Here is an 18,004-nt window from a genome sequence, read left to right on the forward strand (position 1 = left end):
ATAAGGTTTCCTTATGGAAAGGCTTTTTACTGAATTGCACAGAAGAGGATTATGGTCAGATTCGTCGGCATGGAGGGTGTGGGCACGAAGTACGAGCTCGAAACTGCCGATGGAGATAGAATCGCGGTCATATTCTTACTCAACCGAAGGGTTCAGCTTTACATTCAGGAAAAAACGTGCGAGAAGCCGTGTTCCGTGGAGTTGACTGACACGGAGGCGAAGAGGCTTGCCACCATACTCTCAGGTGCCCCCGTGGAGAAGGAAAAGGAGAGCATAGAGGTGGACTTCATGGGCATTCCTGACCTCACAGTTGCGATGCACACGTACACCGTGGGAAAGAACCTTGCCGGGAAAACTATCGAGGAGCTGGCAATAAGGAAGAGAACCGGCGTAAACATAGTCGCGGTCTCGAGAAAGGGGAACACCATTCTCAGCCCACCACCACACTTCATATTCGAGGAGGGGGATATGATAGTCGTCATAGGAGATAAGGACCAGATAAAGAGGTTCGAGGAAGAAATTCTGGGGATTTAGCATGGATCTCGTCCTGGCAGGAGTAATCTGCTCTCTTCTCGCTTTAACAGCTAAGAAGATCTCTTTTCCGGCAATACCAGCCTACATACTCGGCGGAATTCTGCTCGGCAGCTCCGGCATGGGCGTAATCAGGGGCGACGAGGTCTCGAGGAGCATCGCCGAGATCGGTGTGATATTCCTGCTGTTTTACATTGGCCTCCACATAAACCCGAAGGAGATATCGGAGAAGAGGAAAACGATAATCTCCGCTGGCACCTACGACTTCGTCGTGAACTTCTCGCTCACATTCACATTCGCCATGCTCGCGGGATTTTCGTTTCAGCAGTCCTTTCTACTCGCGTCCGCGCTATACATCTCCAGCTCGGCCATAGTGATCCAGTCACTCATAGAAAACAGGAAGCTGATAATGAGGGAGGCCGAGACCGTCGTTTGGATAATGGTCTTCGAGGACATAGTTATAGCCGTGCTCATAATTCTCAACAGCCTCGACACGTCAACGCTGCTTGCGTTCGCCGTAAAGCTCGGGGCGTTCACGGCCGCAACCTACCTTCTCTCAAATTACATGCCAAAACTGGCAAGCGGAGTCTTCAGCAGGGATGATGAGGTACCCGCCCTCCTCGCATTCTCCATTGCCATGCTCGGAATTGCGTTCGAGGAGTTCTTCCACATTCCCGCAGCCTACGCGGCCCTCATGTTCGGAATGATGCTCTCCGGAATAAGGAGGGTCGAGGAGATAATTCTGCCGTTCAAGGACGTGTTTCGGATACTGTTCTTTTTCTTCTTTGGCATAACCGCAGAGATCAGAGGAGACTCGCTCCTTCTCGGAGTCATTCTCGCTTTCCTGGCAGTCGTGGGGAAGGTGACCTCTGGAATTCTGACCGGAATCAGGGTGTTCGGGTCCTGGAGGTCCGGAATAGAAATAGGAATCGACACCATAGCGAGGGGGGAATTCTCGGTGTTTCTGGCGTTTGCTTTCGGTGACGAGGGGATAGTGTCCGCAATCACCACGATGGTCATCATAACGTCCATAGCGGGAGCCTGGATGTCCAAGCACTCCTTGGCGATATCGGAGTGGATAGAAAGAGCCGTCACCGGCAGAAGAGATCAGTAGCGCTCCAGAACGTTGTAGTAAGTGTCCCTCCTCACCGGTATCCTCCCTGCCGATCTGATGCGCTCCACGATCTCCTCAACCCTCGCAGGTGTGAATGGCTTACCCGTCGCCCGAACGACATTTTCTTCCAGCATTACCCCTCCGAAATCGTTGGCCCCGAAGCTGAGAGCGAGGGTTGCGATCTCCATTCCCTGGGTGAGCCACGAAACCTGGATGTTCCTGATGTTGTGAAGAACTATCCTCGAAACCGCAACTATCCGAAGGTACCTTTCTGGTGGAGCGGGATGCCTGACCCTGTCGTAAAGCTCCGTGTTGCCCGGCTGAAAGCTCCACGGTATGAATGCCGTGAAACCACCCGTCCTGCTCTGCAGATCCCTTATCTTGAACAGGTGCTCGACGATGTGTCTGTCCTCCTCCACGTGTCCGAACATCATTGTCGCCGTGGTTTTCATTCCCAGATTGTGAGCAGCTTCCATGACCTTCAGCCAGTCATCACTGCTTCCCTTGCTGCTTATCCTCATCCTCACCTCGTCAGAGAGAATTTCCGCACCACCACCCGGAATCGAGTCGAGTCCAGCTTCTTTCAGCCTCGAGATTACCTCCTTCACGCTGACTCTCTCCTTTTTTGCAAGGTAGACGATCTCGGGCGGGGACAAGCTGTGCACATCGACACTGAACCTGGACTTTATCTTCCTGAAGAGCTCCTCAAACCACTCCATACCGAGCTCCGGATTTATGCCGCCCTGAAGCATTATCTGGGTCGCCCCAAGTTTTACAGCCTCTTCAACCTTCCTCAGAACTTCTTCGTGGCTCAGCAGGTATCCATCTTCCTTCCTCCGTGCGTAGAACGCACAGAACTTGCACTTAGATACGCAGACGTTTGTGTAGTTTATGTTCCTGTCTATGACAAAGCCAACCTCGTCGCCACATTTGGCCTTTCGTATCCTGTCTGCAACTCCACCAACCTCTGGAAGTGAAAGTCCGAACAGCTCCATAGCTTCTCTGAACGTGAGGTCCTCACCGCTCAAATTCTTCTCAAAGTAGTCCGTACTCATGGCTCAGCTCCTCAAAAACCTCAAGACTTTTAAGCTCTTTACCCCCCGCACGGTGAATCAGCCTCGAAAAGTAGACCCTGAGAAACTCTGCCGGCATCCTGAACTTCATGCTCGCAATCTCCACTATCTCATCCAGACTCTGGATCCCCTTTCTGTAGGACTCGAGCAGGTCTCTATCTGCCACGCTCGTCTCATCCACGTTTCTGGGAGACGCAGCTATGCCAAAAACTGCAGGTAAGCCGGTTATTTCCTTCCACTCCTCCCCGATGTCCATTACCACCCTGAAAACCATTCTCGCCTTTATCGCCTCGTCCCCTATCACGAGGGCGTGGTCAAAGCTGCTGAGCATCTGGAAGAAATCACCTTCAAAGGGGACGAGACGGTTTATCAGCCCCTTCTCTCTCCTGATTATCTCGAGCATTGCAGATGACGTGATCGATTTCGAGGTTACGGCTATGGGAGAGTCGTCAAGTCTCTTTCTGCGCGAGACCACCACCACGCTGAAAACCTCGCCGTCAGATGCGACGCAGAACGAGTGTCTCGCGAGTTTCTCTGCATTCCTGAGGTAAAAGAACGATGGGACTGGAGCGTAGTCTATCCGGCCCTCCGAAAGCATTTTTGCCAGATTTTTCGGAGAGTCCTCCACTATCTCATACTTCCCGGACTTCTCGAGGTGATAGTACGGAAGGAAGTTATTGACGAGTCCGAACTTGCCGATCCTCATTCGATTACCTCCAGAGTGTTGAAGTAAGCGTCCCTTTCCGCAGGCACCTTGCCCGCGTCCCTTATCAGCCCTATCAGCCTTTCCTTCGCCAGCTCAGCCGGAGTTTTCGCTCCTGCAGAGTGGGCGATCCTTTCGCCCATGACCGTGCCGTCAACATCGTTCGCACCGTAGTTCAGCGCGATCTGTGCGAGCTTTTCTCCAAGCATTACCCAGTACGCCTTTATTCCCCTGAAGTTGGAAAGGGCTATCCTTGAGACTGCGATTGTTTTCAGAACATCCTGGGGAGATGTTCTTCTGACCTCACTGAGTGACGTGTTCTCGGGGTGAAAAACGAGGGGAATAAAGGACAGAAAACCTCCCGTCTTTTCCTGCAGCTTTCTGAGCCTGTAGAGGTGTATGGCCCTGTCCCTGTAGGACTCGATGTGACCGAACAGCATGGTGGCGTTGCTCCTGATTCCGAGGCTGTGGGCAATCTCCATGACCCTAAGCCACTCTCTCGAGTCGGCCTTGTAAGGTGAGATCTTTCTCCTGACCCTCTCGACCAGTATCTCAGCCCCACCCCCGGGCATCATGTCCAGTCCAGCATCACTGAGCCTCGAGAGAAATTCCCTCACACTCATTTTCTCTTTTTTCGAGTAAAAGCTCACCTCGGTCGCGGTAAGGGCTTTTATAGCAACGCCCTCCCCAACTCTCTCACGTATCCTCCTGAATATCTCCTCAAAATACTCAACACCCAGTTCCGGGTTGTGACTTCCGACTATGTGAAGCTCCCTCGCACCGAGCCTCACGGCTCGAACTGCCGACTCCACGACCTCTTCAACGCTCATGGTGTAGCCGGAGGTTCTGTAATACGCGCAGATCGGGCATCTCGACACGCAGACGTTTGTGTAGTTTATGTGCTTGTTGACCGTAAACGTCGCCACCCTTCCGTTGAGCTGATCTGCCTCAGCTCCAAGCTCGTGCAGGTCCCTGTGAAACAGCTCCTCAATCTCTTTTACGTTCAATGCTCTCTAACCTCCTGCGAATCTCTCTGAGCTCCCTCTTTAGCTGGACGTTTATTCTGAAGAGGGAGTCGCTTAAAAGACCAACCGCGATTATGAGCAGGCCGGACACAATCAGCATGGAAACCAGGTTCACAAGCAGGAAGTGAGACACTCGTCTGAACCACTCGTACACGACGTAGACGCCGCCAACGAAACCGAGAATCAGCATCAGCATACCGAGAAAGTAGAAGTACCTTCCCGGACTGTACCTTCCAAGCAGGCTGTAAATGGTGGACACTATTCTGTATCCATCCGCAAACGGTCTGAGCTTCGTCCTCCCAGAACGCCTTCTGTACCTCACCGGTACTTCAAGCATCCTGAATCCGTTGGCTATCGTTTCAACGGTCAGCTCGGTCTCAACCTCAAATCCACTCTTCTGAAGTTCGACACTCTTGTAAACCTCTCTCGTGAGTGCTCTGTACCCAGACAGAATGTCGTGAAGTTCGACTCCATAGAAAAAGCGAAATATGAAGTTTATGATCTTGTTCCCAATCAAATTGAGCCTCGTGAACGCTCCCTTTTCGAAGTTCACGAGTCTGTTTCCGACAACATGGTCAGCGACGCCCCTCCTTATGGGCTCGAGCAGGCTCTCAACGTCCTCCGGCATATACGTTCCGTCAGCGTCAATCATCACCACGACATCGTCATCGATCAGTCCGAATGCCTCCCTGACTGCCTGCCCCTTTCCCTTACCACTCTGAACCACGACCTCCGCTCCCTTTTCTCTCGCAATCTCCCTTGTTCTGTCGGTGCTGTGGCCGTCGATTACCAGAATCCTGTCGTAGCCAAGCTTCCTGAAGCCCTCGATTACCTCGCCTATGCTTTCTTCCTCGTTAAGAGCTGGAATCAGAATCCTTACCCTCATCCTCACAGCCTGAAGACCCTTAAAACACTCAGAACCGGGATTCCGCCGATATCATCCTGGCTGCGCTTGTCGACGAGAACTGCCGAAGCTATAACGTTTCCACCCCTCTTCTTTATGCTCTCTGCAACCTCCATAACGGTGTTTCCCGTGGTGATTATGTCGTCCACGATCACGCAGGCCTTTCCCGATACGCTGGCGAAGTTCTCGCTGAACGTTCCCCTGACGTGGCTCTCCTCTCCATCCCACTTGAGCTTCCTCGGGTAGTAGATCGCAAGCTCACAACCGAGCTCCTCGGCAACCATGGTCGCCACAGGTATTCCGGAAGTTGCGACGCCGACAATAACATCGGGGTCGCCATGCTCTATAACCATGTCGGCGAGAATTCTCGCCATTCCCCTGAGCCTGAGAGATGATGACGATATGCTCCTGAGTTCCACATAAACGTCGGAGGGCGGCCTCTCAGTTTTTGCCTTGGTGAGGAGCCACAGCGCCGTCTCCCTTGATACGTTAAGCTCGTCCGCAATCTCGCCGGTGGTCAGACCTTTTTCCTTAAGCTGCCTCGCCCTCTCCATGAGATCGTCAATTTTGCTCATTTTTTCACCACCCTTTTCAGCCTCGTTTCACTCCCGCAAACCTCGCAGATTTCGTTGCGGGTTTTCCTGCCACAACCCCTACATACACGAATCCATTTAAATTCTTTTTTGATGCCCTGCTGGAGAATATTCTCAGTTCTCAGCCCCAGAATCCTCGCCACATTCTGAACAGCATAGTCGTCCGTAACGACCACCGCTCCGTACTCGAGAGCCTTTGCCAGAACCCGAACATCAGTTTCGCTCAGCTTGTACACGTCACCCGTACTCTCAGCGGCCTCCACAACCCTCCTCACGAACTCATCTCTCGCAGGCTCAACCCTCAGATCGATGACCTCGAGGTAAAGCCTGGACAGGTCATCCTTTACCTCGTCAATTACCTCCGGAACTGTCACCATGTCCTCAAACACGGCCTTTCTGAGAAGTATTGCCGACGTGTCAAGCACATACATCACCTCCACGTTTGCAGGAGTGAGATTAAATTGTTAACTGAGCCATCACCTTTCGAGAACGTGCTGCAAAAAACTGGGACAGGCTTTAAGGGGGCTGGCATCCGGGCAAGCAGGTTCCCAACATACTGCAAAGCCACTTGAAAAGTATTCCGGGATGAACATCGTCGTTAGAGAAGTTCGGTCCTGCAATCCACGATGTGAGACCACGTATCCAAGCAAATAGTCACGTGGCGGAACATACAAGCCCAAAAGCAATTTTGATGCTGGCGGGCTGAACAGGATGCTGAGCTATTCGATGACTATTCTGGTCATAGAATCCGAACAGGGGTGAGATGGTGATACGAACCTCAAATTACCAGCCGATTGATTTCCGGGGGATTGAAAGAGTTCAAGCCTGTCAGATCTGTGATTTAAAATGTATCTCAAGCTCACAATACCATCAGGACTCAAAAGTTCACATGACCACACGATGCTATCCTCTTACAAGTTCGTAGCTGTTAATGTCCTTCTGGTTGGCGTGGTTGTTGCTCTGGGATTTAGAGAAAAGAAGGTGTTGCAGAGGCTGGCTGAGATGTGATTTGGTAAGGAGCCTAGACTTGGATGGAATTTTGCCCAATACAACACAAACCGAGGTCGTAGAGAACGTAAAGGAAGAGTTAAATAAAGCCAAAAAAAAAGTGTAAATCAGACTTTGCAAAAGGTTATCAGAACACCATCAAGAGAGGAGATAACGAATGAGACAATCCATGCAGTTCTTGAATACCTTAATAAAGAGAGAACGAAAAAAGATTTACCAGCGGTTAAGCTGATAAGCACTGGAATTGCCCAATTTAGGGCAGAGGATATGATCAAGCGAGATTATTTTAGCCATTACGATCCTGAAGGATACCCTCCATTCTATTATTACACCCAGAAAGGAGGAGTTTATGCAATGGAAGAAAATTGTGGCGAATATCGAATTGTTGGAGGGTTCTTGTATCCGAATGATGTGCCCGACTACGCTGTAAAAAGCGTTAAGAGTATGATTTATGCCGATGCGTTGTCCGACTGAGGACATAGAGATTCTCTCCTAGATCCTAGCAACAATTACGTCGATATCGGTGTTGCTTGGGACTCGAATAGAATGGTATTGGTTCTGCACATGACAAAAAAGTATGTAGAATGGACTAAAGTCCCCAAAGTGGACAATATGGTGTTTTCAGCTTCTGGGAAGTTAAACCAGGATCTGAAGTTTGAAGGAGTCATGGTGTATTATCATCCGCCACCCAGAGAGGAATTCAATAAGAGGCACAGTTATGACATAGGAGACCCCATTGCTGGCGTAGTCCCGGGACGAGCCTATTACGAAGATGTTGAGACGTGGAGGCCTTTAAAATGGACCATAGCTGGTCAAAAGTTTGATATCTCCTTTAAAATAAGACCAATTAAAGGCCCCGGTTTCTATACAGTGGTGATATGGGCAGAGAATAAAAGTGGACTTAAGCATCCTTTCGACCCTGAGCGCGATAATTACTGGACAGTTCTTGAATATACTGTCTTTGTTCAGTCCTAACCAAATTTCAGCATCTCATATTACATCCAGTCTCGAAGCCAGACACATAGAATTTTTAAAATTGGATAAACACCCATTAGCTTCCACTTCAAACACACAAGTGACGGGCCGGAGGGGATTTGAACCCCCGACACCGGGATTAAGAGTCCCGTGCTCTGCCTGGCTAAGCTACCGGCCCTCAACCCTTAAAGCACATTACCCTGTTTATCAATTTTTTGGTGATGCTCTGTTGAGACAGGCATCCAGAATGCTTCAGAAGGTGTTTGAAGCTGATGAAAGGCGAAAAAGGTCAATCTGCCGTCAGGACATGGAGATAGCGGAATCACCAAAGATTTATAACATCGCCGCGTAAATCCAGACCATGATTCAGACCCTGCTGCAGAGAAGTGACGCTCAGTTTTTCGTGATGTACGCAAGCTCAAGGGACCCGAACTTTTACTATGCCACAAGGTTCAGAATTCCCGATCCCGCGTTCTACATGATCGGTGACGATGGGACGGAGTTGCTGGTGGTCCATGAAATGGAGAAGAGAAGAGCAGAGAGGGAGAGCAGGGTCAGGGAGATCGCATCCCTAAACGACCTCGGCTACTACGAGAAGATAAGGGATGGTGTGAAGCCCAAGGTTGCCCTTGCCGAAACGTACGTCGAGTTGCTCAAAACCCATCATGCAAGAAAAATCCTCGTTCCGGAGGAGTTTCCAGCTTTTCTGTACGAGAAGCTCGCAGAGCACCTGGACGTGGCGGTGGTAGAGAACCCGTACTCCGAGATGAGGGCCGTGAAGACCAGAAGAGAGGTGGAATACATAGCAGAGACGAGCAGAATGATCCTCGAGGCGTTCGAATACTTTCTCAGAGCTCTGAGGAGTGAGAGGGACGCTAATGCTCTGAGGACCAAGGTTGAGGGTTTCCTGTACAGCAGAGGGTACTACGCCGAGGACACGATCATCGCAAGCGGAAAGAGAAGTGCCGACCCCCACTACACGGGAGAGGGTGGGGTCACGGGGCACGTTATATTCGACCTGTTTCCGAAGAGCAGGGTTACGGGATACTACTCCGACTTCACAAGAACGGTCATAATGGACGAATCCAGAGAGATTGAGGAGATGCTCGAGGCCTGCATAGACGCGAAAAACAGGGCGATCGGCATGATCAGAGAGGGCGTGTCTGCTGGAGACGTGCACAGCGAGGTATGTGACGTGCTCGAGTCTTACGGGTATTCAACGCTGAGACAGAAGGCGAGGGAGGGGTTCATCCACTCAACGGGGCATGGTGTTGGGCTCGAGGTGCACGAGAAGCCGAGGGTTTACGAGGGAGGAGAGGTGCTGAAAGCGGGAATGGTTATAACCATCGAGCCCGGGCTGTACTATGAGGATGTGGGAGGTGTCAGGGTGGAGGACACCGTGGTCGTGAGAAAAGACGGGTGTGATGTTCTCACAAGGTATGATGATCGTGTGAGGCTGGTACCATGATAGAGAAGCACGTTGAGGCGGGAAAGATCCTGAGACAGGTTAAAGAGGAGGTACTGAAGCTCGTAAAGCCAGGGGTGAAGATGCTGGAGATCGCGGAATACGTTGAGAGCAGGATTGTTGAGCTCGGCGCTCAGCCGGCGTTCCCATGCAACATATCACTCAACGCAGATGCTGCCCACTGCACTCCGTCAAAGAACGATGAAAGGGTTTTCAGGGAAGGGGACCTCGTCAAGATAGACATCGGAGCACACATCGACGGTTACATCGCCGACACCGCTGTTACGGTGGATCTGGGGGACAACAGAGAGCTTGTGGAGTGTGCCAACCTCGCCCTCAAGAGAGCAATAGAGGTGATTGAGCCGGGAACAACCACTGCGGAGATCGGAGAGGCAATAGAAAACACGGCAAAGGAGTTCAGCCTCAGACCCGTGTACAACCTGACCGGTCACGGATTTATGCCCTACGTTGCACACGCACCGCCGACGATATACAACTACTGCATCGAAAAGGGCGTTCGGATAGAGGAGGGGATGGTGTTCGCCATCGAGCCGTTCATAACCAACGGAGCCGGAAAGGTCGCGGACAGGAGGGAGGTGGAGATATACTCGGTGATTTCGGCCAGGCCCGTGAGGATGAAGATGGCCAGAGAGCTGCTTGCAGAAGTGGAAAAATACAGGACGCTGCCCTTCGCAAAGAGGTGGCTCTCAAACCCGAGAGAGATAATAATCTCGAAGCTCGTCAGGGAGAATATACTGAGGGCATATCCGGTGCTGACCGAGGTGAGGGGAGGTCTCGTGAGTCAGGCCGAGCACACTATAGTTGTGAGAGAGGATGGGGCAGAGATCATAACCTGAACTTTTTTATCCCTGAAAAGAGCGTCACGATGTTGAGCTCCCTCGCGTTTGGCACTGGGTAGTCTCCGTACCGCACGAGCATCTCCGGGTTCATCCTCTCAACCGCCTTGATGCACTCGAAAATTCCGTCCATTGTTATCTCATCCGGGTCTCCGGAGAAGACTATCAGCGCCTTCCTCGCCGAGCTCAGTTCACCCCTCGCACTGGTGTTGCTCAGGGATGAGTCAAACATCCTGACCATTCTCTCGGTTCTCTCCGCCACCGTCTCACTGTAGCTCCTCCTCTTCAGCCTCCTGAGGATTTTCAGGGGCAGCACTTCTCTGCTGAACGCAACGACAGTAACGCCATCTCCGGAGAGAGAGTTGAGAAAGTCACTCGTGTCAACCACAACCTCTCCGCTGACCCTCTTTCGCACGTCGATCTCACCTACGAGAGAGAGGACGTTGAACGCTTTCACGAGCATGTCCTCGAACCCATCCCGCATCTCGAAGAGAAACAGACCGTCATACGAGTTCAGGAGAGACTTTATCCGCATGAATGTCAAATTAACGTTTGCAGCGTTTTCGAGAGGTGGTGAGAGGGCCAGACAGAGTTTTGGTTCCTCGGTTGTCCTGTAAAGCTCCTCCGAGATTTTCAAGGTGGTGTAGTAGGAAAAGTCGTCCTGGAGGTCGCACAGCACTAAAGAAGCTTCGAAAAGCTCGTTAAACGAAAGGATGTTGTTGAACGCGCTCCTGATATCCACATCGCCATCTCTGTAGACCGCGTAAAACCTGTGCTTGTCCTCAACGTGCCTCAGGCTCTTGAGGGACTCTATCGACTGAACGATTGCAAAAGTCTTGAACAGGTTGACGTTGTTGACCCTCGCACCCTTACTCGCGAATAGATCCGCTATTCTGCTCGCCCTTCCTGTTCCAATCGTCAGGAGCTTCATTTCCTCAAAAACTTGGAGCGGTTATTTAAATTACTTTCCAAGGATCGCGTTCACGTCCTGAAAAAGGCGTCTATGCTCCCGAACCTCGAGAGTATCCGCATGTAAAGGTCGTCGATTATTCTGCTCGACGCTCCCCACACGAGCTCACCCGCGCACTCAAAGTTCGGACCCCAGTCTGCCACCCTTCTCGACCTGAGCACAAATTCGAGACTGTCAACGAGTATCCTGTCCACCTCATAGTCGTTTCTCACAAACTCCTTGGAGAATATTACTCCCACAACCGGATGAATCTTTATCCTGTGCTCGACCACCTCCTTTGGCGTGAGAAAACCAAGAACCTCAACACTATCGGCTGGGACTCCTATTTCCTCTTCGGTCTCCCTCAACGCAGTTTCAAGAGGAGTTTCCTCCTCGTCCCTCATACCGCCCGGAAATGCTATGTGGCCCGCACTTCTGCTGAGGTTTTTCTTCCTCTTTATCATCACAATCTCGGGCTCGTCTGAAATTACGATCGGTACGAGGACTGCCGCAATTCTTTCGTTCCTGATGTATCCGAGCGTTGAGTCCAGAACCTCAACGAACTTCTCCTGCCATCTCACCGGTTTCACCATATTTAATTGTGACATTATAAACTTTCCGCAATCGTGAAGGGTACGGGGGTGAAGCAAAGAACGCCGACAGCGAATGTCAGCAACCCGAGAAGCACGTATCCTGGCGGAAGGGGAGAGTCGTCTGCCGGCTTTGGATGCCTCTGCATGGAAAAGAAGAACGTCAACAGCCCCCAGAAAAACCACACCCCAGATTCCCTGAAAACGAACCCGACTGCAAGAAGTATGAACGGAAAAACTCTCGAAACATTGTTCGCTTTTTCACCGATCAGAGCCCGCATCACGTGGCCTCCATCAAGCTGACCGACAGGTATTAGGTTCAGAGACGTTATGAACATTCCAACCCAGCCGGCAAAAGCGACCGGGTGAATGAACTGACCGTCGAATCCGGCTATCTTCGCAACCAGTTTGAACAGAGCCGGCTCTCCCAGAAGAATTGCCCCGTCGACCTGCTGTCCTGTCAGCGGCACGTCCATCCTCAGACCGAGATACGTCACGAGTATGGAGGCGAGCACGCCGGCAAGCGGACCCGATACGCCTATTTCAAGCAGGGCTTTCCTGTTCTTTATAACTCCTCTCTGCTTTATGATCGCACCGAGAGTGCCTATGATGGTCGGAAAGGGAATGAAGTAGGGCAGAGATGCTTTCATGCCCCACCTCCTCGATGCGAGAAAGTGGCCCATCTCGTGGCTTCCGAGGACGAACATCACGGCAACTGCAAATTGAAGTCCGAGAAAAATGTCGAACGAGCCGTAAAACATACCCCCCGTGAACGTCACGCTCAGAAAGGTGAGCACGAACAGCAGGACGTTCAGCCAGTAGCTCTCCTTCCTGCGTCTAACCTCGAGAACGAGCTCTCCATACCTGCTGTGGATTCTGACGTCGTGATCCATGGAGAGCTCCTGAAGAAATTGCTGAAGGCTCTGATCATTCAGATTGACGAGGGGAATGATGTAGTACCTCGCAAAATCATCCCCGACCTCCCTGTAGTAGATGTGAAAGAACCTCGAAAGTCTCACCTCATCTACGTTTATCAACCTCAATCCACCCCTCCCTTTCTGCGAAGATTCTCACGTGGTCCCCATTCTCTATCACATCCAAGACGTTTACCTCGGGCAAGTCGACGAGAGGTATGCCCGCGATTATCGCACCCACGGCCACTATGGCCTCGCTCTCGGCCATTATTATTCCAGCGGGGGCACACCCGCTCCTTTTCATTCTCAGGAGGATGTACGTTCCAACAGTCGAACCCCTCCCCTCGGGAAACACGAATATCCTGCCCGCAACACTCATGCCGTAAAGCTCGCTTTCCCTGTCCCTCACAACCCCTGTCTCCGGATCTATGTCCCCGAGGAAAGATACGGGTTTTTTCGACACAACCGCCTCCCCCTCTCCGTATCCTCTCGAAATCGTCCTCGCCCTGATCCTCATCTCGTGGCCCACCTCACGCACTCATGCAGATCACCAAAAACTGCCTCAACCCCACGCATTTTTGGAAGATACTCCAGAGCCTTTCCACTGTTCACCATAACGCAGTCGAATCTCGATGCTGCAGGAGAGACGACCATGCAGGTGTCCGCAAAGACCTTTGCCCCGAACCTCTCTATTCCGTCCACAAGCTCTCTGTTTTCCTCAATCACCTTTCTCGAGCTGAAGATCCACATCTCCCTTTTCACCTTGCCGTGCTTCTGGAGCAGCTCGTATATCTGCCTGAGCTCATCCGCGGAGGTGTGGGGACAGCCAACGGCGATTAAGTGTGGTTCGCATTTCACCTCGATGTCCCTCTTCTCGATGAAGACCCTCTCATCAGGTTTGTCGAAATCCCTCCACTCTGGAGTCATCCCCTCGGCGTGGAACATCCCTGCTCCACCGCTCGCCGCCAGACTTGCACCGAACCACTTGAGCTCGTCTCTGCTGAGCTTTCTTGGAAACTCGACGAGTGGTATCTCGCTCCCAACGAGTTTACCAGCGTGGTATCCCGCCACAGCTGGATTGACTCCCTCCTCTACCACGACCCTGATCTGCGGTGCCCTGTTTTCCCTGAGGTGAAGCCCGTACATGGGAGTCTTACCAACTATCGCGGATGCGAGGGCAGAAATTCCACTTTCCCTGTTTGTCCTGGCACCAATAACAGAGTTGGCGTAAACAACGGCCGAGCTCTCGGCCCATGCGAGATGATCCCCAAACTCCGGAGCGTCGAGGTAGTAAGGCGTGCAGGTGAGCGTAATCTCGACGCCAATCCTTTTAAGTGCTTTTAGAATTCTGCTCTGCCTCTCGTAGAACTCCTCATCGATGCCCATCTCCCTCCACCTGACGGTGTCAAGCCCGGCAGGGTTGGAGTACGCCCTGACGACGACCCTTGCGTCGAGGCTCTCGAGCCATTCGAGACCCGCATCACCGATGTTGTCATACGAAATCCCGGATATCTGAGCTGACTTTATTTCAACAAGCCTCTCAGCACCGTAAATCTCGCCAAGTGCCACCAGGATTTCCATGCACTTCCTCACGGTCTCGTTGTCGCTTTCGAGGAGTCTTTCCTCTTCCCCCGTAAGCTCCATCGAACATAATCGAACCCGAGAGGATAAATCATTTTCCTTCAGACTTTCGGAACAGTTTTATTACCCTCTGCTCAAATCCGGTGTGTGCAGCCCCCGGAAGACAGAGACATGGAACTCAGAGAACACCTCGCAGAGCTGAGAGATAGGGTCGTCAAGGGGTTCGCACCCTTCTTCGTTTTCCTCGGAGTCATTTTTCTGAAGTCTGACGAGGTAATCTCTTACGTCTGGAGCGAGCTCTTTCCCGGAAAGGAGATGGTCGTTTACTCTCCCCCGGAGTACATGATAACGAAGATCCTCGTATCGGCATTTCTATCGTTTTTCGTTACGTACCCGTGGATAATATACCAGATTTACCTGTTCATGAAGCCCGGACTGTATCCGCACGAGAGGAGGTTCCTCAAAATCTTTCTGCCGTTCTCCTACATCGTCTTCGTCGTTGGAGTGCTGTTCTCCTACTACATAATCCTGCCCAGGCTCTACAGCGCCACGGTGGTCGAGTACTTTGGCGCTGAGCCATACCTGTCCGTAAGAAAGTCACTTCAGAACTCGGTCAAGCTCGCCCTTTCCGTCGGACTTGCATTCCAGATTCCAGTGGTTGCCGCGATTGCGGCCAGACTCGGGCTCGTCTCGTCAAAATGGCTCAGAGACAAGAGGCTTATAATTTACATCACCGTTTTCATCCTCGCAACCAACATATCATTCGACATTACCGGCGTAACACAGATGGTCGTTCTCATGGCGGTTGTCATTATGTACGAGATAAGTATTTTAATTGCAAGGTTGTTTGAGGGTGGAGCGCAATGAGAATCATAGTCGCCGGCTCGGGAGAGGTTGGCTACAGCATAGCAAAGGAACTCGCGGAGAGGCACGACGTCACGGTGATAGAGCTGGACGAGGGGAAGGCCGGGGAGATGGACAAGCTCAACGTGGAGGTCATCAGGGGTAACGCTGCAAACGTCCAGACGCTGAGAAAGGCGGGTATAGAAAGGGCAAACATGTTCATCGCCGTCACCGGAAATGACGAGGTGAACCTCCTCTCGGCGCTTGCAGCAAAAAAAATGGGGGTTGAGACAGTAATAGTCAGGGTCGGGAACCCCGAGTATGCGGACAGACCCGTGATAAGGGACCACCCAATAGGCTACGATGTCCTAGTCTGCCCGGAGCTCGTTCTCGCCTCAGACTTTGCGAGACTCGTAACAATCCCCGGTTCCATCGAGTTCGCGGAACTCGAGGACATAATGCTCGTGGAGATGGTGGTCAGGGAAACTTCCCCCGTTGCCGGGAAGAGGATTGCCGACATAGGGTTCCCCAAGAACATAATAATCGCGGCAATACACAGAGGAGACAGGATAATCGTCCCGAAAGGGGACACGATCATAGAACCGGGAGACAAGCTTGCCGTTTTTGGGAAGACTGACGAAATTCAGGCGATAAGGAGCCTGATAGGGGAGCAGGTCGTCAGGAACGTGGTCATAGTGGGTGCAGGTACCGTCGGCATTTACACGGCAAAGCTTCTCGAAAAGGCTAACCTCCACATAAAGCTCATAGAGAGGGACGAAAAGACGGCTGAGGAGGCTCTGAAGGTCCTCAGGAGGACGAAGGTGATAATCGGAGACGGAACGGACATGAACCTCATGATGGAGGAGGAGGTCGGAAAGGCTGACGTGATAATAGCCACCACCGACAGTGACGAGAAGAACCTCCTCGTGGCGCTTCTCGGAAAAAGTCTGGGGGCCAAGAAGGCATTCGTCAGGGTGGACAAGAAGGAGTACGCACCGCTTTTCGAGAAGGTGGGAGTCGATGCTGCGCTGTCTCCGAGAAAATCCACCTACCTCGAGGTCATGAAAATCCTCAGAATGATGAAAATCAGGGCAGTGGGAGAGATAAAGGAGGGCGTGGTGGTGATAGAGATCGAGAGCGGGATCGATGGTAAGAGAGTTGCAGAGATAAAGCTCCCCGAAAACACCATAATAGCGGCAGTGAAGAGGGACGGCGTGATAGAGGTCGTCAAAGGGGACACGGAGATACACACGGGGGACCTGCTGTACGTTCTGACGACATGGGAAAACGTTGACGAGGTGGAGAAAAGGCTGAGAGCATGAACACGAGGCTGGTAGTGAACTACCTGTCGCAGATCGTCCTCTACTTTTCGCTGGTTTTTGCAATCCCCATTGGCGTAGCGATGTACTACCATGAGGATCCGCGCCCATTCGCAATTCCAATGGCGGTGTGTTTCATTCTCGGCAGCCTGACATATGTCTTTTCCAAGCCCGAAAGCGAGATAGCCAAGTACAAGGAGGGCTACGCCATCGTCGGCATAGGGTGGCTCCTGATCGCTCTCGCCGGAAGTGTTCCGTACATGTACTACCATCTCTCCCCCGTTGACGCCCTTTTTGAGGCAATGTCGGGATTTACCACGACAGGTGCCACAGTAATCGACAGGATAGAAGACATGCCCAGGTCGCTCCTGCTTTGGAGAAGTCTCACCCAGTGGCTTGGTGGGATGGGAATCGTCGTTCTCTTCGTCGCAATTTTCCCCACCCTCGCCAAGAAAAGCGAGACCCTCCTTCAGGCTGAGGTCCCGGGGCTCAAGGTGGAAAAGATAAAGCCCAGACTCAAGGACACCGCCCTGAGACTGTACGCCACCTACATGCTGCTGACAGTTATCGAGATCGCTCTCCTCTACGCCCTCGGGATGAGCCTTTACGATGCCGTGAACCACACCTTCACAACCCTCTCAACCGGCGGTTTTTCCACTCAAACGGAGAGCATAGCCTACTTCAACAGTCCTTCAATAGAGCTCGTGATTTTCGTGTTCATGATACTCGGTGGGATGAACTTCGTGCTGATCTACCTCCTCCTGAAGGGTCAGACCAGATTTCTCATGGACACGGAGTTCAGATTCTACATATCCATAGTATTGCTGGCGGGCATCGTGATGACCGCAATAAACCTCGAGAGGTTTGAGGTGTTCGACTCCGTCAGGTACTCCTTCTTCCAGGTGGCCAGCATAATGACCACAACCGGATTCACGACCTACGACTTCGACACGTGGAGCGACTCAGCGAAGCTTCTGATTCTGATGCTCATGTTCATAGGAGGATCGACGGGCTCCACAGGAGGAGGAATCAAGGTCGTGAGGATCTACCTGCTCACCGCGTACTCACTCTCCCAGATACTGAAGAGCGCAGAGCCGAGAACCGCGAGGATCGTGAGGCTCAACGACGAGGTCGTCGACAAGGAGACCCTGTACAACATAACCGCCTTTTTCACACTCTACATCCTCATCTTCGTATTCTCGACCTTCCTCGTGTCCCTTACAGGCCTGGACATGATCTCATCGATCTCTGCGGTTTCAGCCACGATAAACAACGTTGGTCCCGGGCTCGGAGCTGTGGGGGCTTCTGAGAGCTACTCGAGCCTTTCCGCATTTGCAAAGCTCGTGCTGGTATTCAACATGTGGATGGGGAGGCTCGAGCTGTTCACCGTGCTCTCCCTCTTCATACCGTCGTTCTGGAGAGAGAGGTGGTGAGGTTCAGCTGATAACTATCTTCTCAACTCCCGGAACATTCAGAAACTCGTCCACGAGCCTTCCAGGAATTTTTGTTTCAGTTACTATCGTGAGCTTGCTTTCCACGCTGAGCTCCGGATCCTCAGCG

The 18,004-nt window shown here is 52.0% G+C and carries 20 protein-coding genes and 1 tRNA gene; 9 read left to right on the plus strand and 12 right to left on the minus strand.

All coding sequences use genetic code 11. The features are described 5' to 3' along the window. Positions 1–51: 51 nt before the first annotated feature. Both ACXJJC_RS00330 and ACXJJC_RS00335 read left to right on the plus strand, forming a co-directional pair. Positions 52–534 (plus strand): cation:proton antiporter regulatory subunit, encoded by a 483-nt coding sequence (locus ACXJJC_RS00330; RefSeq protein ID WP_456368470.1) that lies wholly within the window; start codon positions 52–54, stop codon positions 532–534. A gap of 1 nt (position 535) precedes the next feature. Then, entirely contained in the window at positions 536–1,645 is a 1,110-nt protein-coding gene (locus tag ACXJJC_RS00335) for a cation:proton antiporter (RefSeq protein WP_456368471.1), read from the plus strand. On the opposite strand, the gene mqnC is transcribed toward ACXJJC_RS00335, so the two are convergent. From mqnC to ACXJJC_RS00365, 6 genes are read right to left on the minus strand one after another with little or no spacing between them, the layout of a single operon-like run. Further along, positions 1,639–2,700, minus strand: coding sequence for a cyclic dehypoxanthinyl futalosine synthase (gene mqnC, locus ACXJJC_RS00340; RefSeq protein WP_456368472.1), 1,062 nt, complete (start codon positions 2,698–2,700; stop codon positions 1,639–1,641). The two genes, ACXJJC_RS00335 and mqnC, sit on opposite strands and share 7 nt — an antisense overlap. After that, a complete protein-coding gene (locus tag ACXJJC_RS00345) occupies positions 2,681–3,424 on the minus strand; it encodes a menaquinone biosynthetic enzyme MqnA/MqnD family protein (protein WP_456368473.1) in 744 nt (247 codons plus the stop codon). The genes mqnC and ACXJJC_RS00345 overlap by 20 nt, the downstream gene beginning before the upstream one ends. Next, positions 3,421–4,428 (minus strand): radical SAM protein, encoded by a 1,008-nt coding sequence (locus ACXJJC_RS00350; protein WP_456368474.1) that lies wholly within the window; start codon positions 4,426–4,428, stop codon positions 3,421–3,423. The genes ACXJJC_RS00345 and ACXJJC_RS00350 overlap by 4 nt, the downstream gene beginning before the upstream one ends. After that, on the minus strand, positions 4,409–5,332 hold the full coding sequence (aglJ, locus tag ACXJJC_RS00355; protein WP_456368475.1) for an S-layer glycoprotein N-glycosyltransferase AglJ: 924 nt from the start codon (positions 5,330–5,332) through the stop codon (positions 4,409–4,411). Before aglJ ends, ACXJJC_RS00350 begins: the two co-directional genes overlap by 20 nt. Positions 5,333–5,334: 2 nt before the next feature. Next, positions 5,335–5,925 (minus strand): orotate phosphoribosyltransferase-like protein, encoded by a 591-nt coding sequence (locus tag ACXJJC_RS00360; RefSeq protein WP_456368476.1) that lies wholly within the window; start codon positions 5,923–5,925, stop codon positions 5,335–5,337. Continuing rightward, on the minus strand, positions 5,922–6,374 hold the full coding sequence (locus ACXJJC_RS00365) for an NOB1 family endonuclease (protein ID WP_456368477.1): 453 nt from the start codon (positions 6,372–6,374) through the stop codon (positions 5,922–5,924). The genes ACXJJC_RS00360 and ACXJJC_RS00365 overlap by 4 nt, the downstream gene beginning before the upstream one ends. A gap of 691 nt (positions 6,375–7,065) precedes the next feature. On the opposite strand from ACXJJC_RS00365, the gene ACXJJC_RS00370 reads away from it, so the two are divergent. Both ACXJJC_RS00370 and ACXJJC_RS00375 read left to right on the plus strand, forming a co-directional pair. Next, the gene (locus ACXJJC_RS00370; protein ID WP_456368478.1) at positions 7,066–7,425 is read left to right on the plus strand and encodes a CAP domain-containing protein; all 360 of its coding nucleotides are present in this window, start codon (positions 7,066–7,068) and stop codon (positions 7,423–7,425) included. A gap of 72 nt (positions 7,426–7,497) precedes the next feature. Beyond that, the gene (locus ACXJJC_RS00375; RefSeq protein ID WP_456368479.1) at positions 7,498–7,926 is read left to right on the plus strand and encodes a hypothetical protein; all 429 of its coding nucleotides are present in this window, start codon (positions 7,498–7,500) and stop codon (positions 7,924–7,926) included. Positions 7,927–8,030: 104 nt separating this feature from the next. Here the strand turns inward: ACXJJC_RS00375 and ACXJJC_RS00380 are convergent. Beyond that, a tRNA-Lys gene (locus tag ACXJJC_RS00380) sits at positions 8,031–8,104 on the minus strand. Between the two features lie 183 nt (positions 8,105–8,287). Between ACXJJC_RS00380 and ACXJJC_RS00385 the strand changes: the two genes are divergently transcribed. Together ACXJJC_RS00385 and map are read left to right on the plus strand one after the other, a co-directional pair. Continuing rightward, positions 8,288–9,394, plus strand: coding sequence for a M24 family metallopeptidase (locus ACXJJC_RS00385; RefSeq protein WP_456368480.1), 1,107 nt, complete (start codon positions 8,288–8,290; stop codon positions 9,392–9,394). Next, positions 9,391–10,248, plus strand: coding sequence for a type II methionyl aminopeptidase (gene map, locus ACXJJC_RS00390; RefSeq protein WP_456368481.1), 858 nt, complete (start codon positions 9,391–9,393; stop codon positions 10,246–10,248). Before ACXJJC_RS00385 ends, map begins: the two co-directional genes overlap by 4 nt. Here the strand turns inward: map and ACXJJC_RS00395 are convergent. The 5 genes from ACXJJC_RS00395 to ACXJJC_RS00415 are packed head-to-tail and all read right to left on the minus strand — an operon-like array spanning position 10,238 to position 14,345. Next, positions 10,238–11,179, minus strand: a complete 942-nt coding sequence (locus ACXJJC_RS00395; protein WP_456368482.1) for an FtsZ/tubulin family protein — start codon at positions 11,177–11,179, stop codon at positions 10,238–10,240. The two genes, map and ACXJJC_RS00395, sit on opposite strands and share 11 nt — an antisense overlap. 50 nt (positions 11,180–11,229) lie before the next feature. Continuing rightward, a complete protein-coding gene (locus ACXJJC_RS00400) occupies positions 11,230–11,778 on the minus strand; it encodes an NUDIX hydrolase (RefSeq protein ID WP_456368483.1) in 549 nt (182 codons plus the stop codon). Between the two features lie 26 nt (positions 11,779–11,804). Then, positions 11,805–12,824 carry a site-2 protease family protein gene (locus ACXJJC_RS00405; protein ID WP_456368485.1) on the minus strand — a complete coding sequence of 340 codons (1,020 nt, stop codon included), beginning with the start codon at positions 12,822–12,824 and terminating at the stop codon, positions 11,805–11,807. Continuing rightward, on the minus strand, positions 12,808–13,218 hold the full coding sequence (locus ACXJJC_RS00410; RefSeq protein ID WP_456368487.1) for an aconitase X swivel domain-containing protein: 411 nt from the start codon (positions 13,216–13,218) through the stop codon (positions 12,808–12,810). The genes ACXJJC_RS00405 and ACXJJC_RS00410 overlap by 17 nt, the downstream gene beginning before the upstream one ends. Continuing rightward, entirely contained in the window at positions 13,215–14,345 is a 1,131-nt protein-coding gene (locus ACXJJC_RS00415) for an aconitase X catalytic domain-containing protein (RefSeq protein ID WP_456368489.1), read from the minus strand. The genes ACXJJC_RS00410 and ACXJJC_RS00415 overlap by 4 nt, the downstream gene beginning before the upstream one ends. Before the next feature lie 84 nt (positions 14,346–14,429). Between ACXJJC_RS00415 and tatC the strand changes: the two genes are divergently transcribed. Genes tatC through ACXJJC_RS00430 form a run of 3 tightly spaced genes read left to right on the plus strand, consistent with a single transcriptional unit; the run spans position 14,430 to position 17,877 of the window. After that, entirely contained in the window at positions 14,430–15,149 is a 720-nt protein-coding gene (gene tatC / locus ACXJJC_RS00420) for a twin-arginine translocase subunit TatC (protein ID WP_456368491.1), read from the plus strand. Continuing rightward, positions 15,146–16,447, plus strand: a complete 1,302-nt coding sequence (gene trkA, locus ACXJJC_RS00425) for a Trk system potassium transporter TrkA (RefSeq protein ID WP_456368493.1) — start codon at positions 15,146–15,148, stop codon at positions 16,445–16,447. Before tatC ends, trkA begins: the two co-directional genes overlap by 4 nt. Further along, on the plus strand, positions 16,444–17,877 hold the full coding sequence (locus ACXJJC_RS00430; protein WP_456368495.1) for a TrkH family potassium uptake protein: 1,434 nt from the start codon (positions 16,444–16,446) through the stop codon (positions 17,875–17,877). Before trkA ends, ACXJJC_RS00430 begins: the two co-directional genes overlap by 4 nt. Positions 17,878–18,004 lie beyond the last annotated feature (127 nt).

It is taken from the genome of Geoglobus sp. (genome assembly GCF_054018175.1).

What these genes read in the sequence shown, in the direction of transcription:
- aglJ (WP_456368475.1), bottom strand. Translation starts at nt 5,332, where the DNA reads ATGAGGGTAAGGATTCTGATTCCAGCTCTTAACGAGGAAGAAAGCATA.
- ACXJJC_RS00360 (WP_456368476.1), bottom strand. Translation starts at nt 5,925, where the DNA reads ATGAGCAAAATTGACGATCTCATGGAGAGGGCGAGGCAGCTTAAGGAA.
- ACXJJC_RS00430 (WP_456368495.1), top strand. Translation starts at nt 16,444, where the DNA reads ATGAACACGAGGCTGGTAGTGAACTACCTGTCGCAGATCGTCCTCTAC.
- ACXJJC_RS00330 (WP_456368470.1), top strand. Translation starts at nt 52, where the DNA reads ATGGTCAGATTCGTCGGCATGGAGGGTGTGGGCACGAAGTACGAGCTC.
- ACXJJC_RS00395 (WP_456368482.1), bottom strand. Translation starts at nt 11,179, where the DNA reads ATGAAGCTCCTGACGATTGGAACAGGAAGGGCGAGCAGAATAGCGGAT.
- mqnC (WP_456368472.1), bottom strand. Translation starts at nt 2,700, where the DNA reads ATGAGTACGGACTACTTTGAGAAGAATTTGAGCGGTGAGGACCTCACG.
- map (WP_456368481.1), top strand. Translation starts at nt 9,391, where the DNA reads ATGATAGAGAAGCACGTTGAGGCGGGAAAGATCCTGAGACAGGTTAAA.
- ACXJJC_RS00375 (WP_456368479.1), top strand. Translation starts at nt 7,498, where the DNA reads ATGGTATTGGTTCTGCACATGACAAAAAAGTATGTAGAATGGACTAAA.
- ACXJJC_RS00345 (WP_456368473.1), bottom strand. Translation starts at nt 3,424, where the DNA reads ATGAGGATCGGCAAGTTCGGACTCGTCAATAACTTCCTTCCGTACTAT.
- ACXJJC_RS00385 (WP_456368480.1), top strand. Translation starts at nt 8,288, where the DNA reads ATGATTCAGACCCTGCTGCAGAGAAGTGACGCTCAGTTTTTCGTGATG.
- trkA (WP_456368493.1), top strand. Translation starts at nt 15,146, where the DNA reads ATGAGAATCATAGTCGCCGGCTCGGGAGAGGTTGGCTACAGCATAGCA.
- ACXJJC_RS00365 (WP_456368477.1), bottom strand. Translation starts at nt 6,374, where the DNA reads ATGTATGTGCTTGACACGTCGGCAATACTTCTCAGAAAGGCCGTGTTT.
- ACXJJC_RS00335 (WP_456368471.1), top strand. Translation starts at nt 536, where the DNA reads ATGGATCTCGTCCTGGCAGGAGTAATCTGCTCTCTTCTCGCTTTAACA.
- ACXJJC_RS00410 (WP_456368487.1), bottom strand. Translation starts at nt 13,218, where the DNA reads ATGAGGATCAGGGCGAGGACGATTTCGAGAGGATACGGAGAGGGGGAG.
- ACXJJC_RS00415 (WP_456368489.1), bottom strand. Translation starts at nt 14,345, where the DNA reads ATGGAGCTTACGGGGGAAGAGGAAAGACTCCTCGAAAGCGACAACGAG.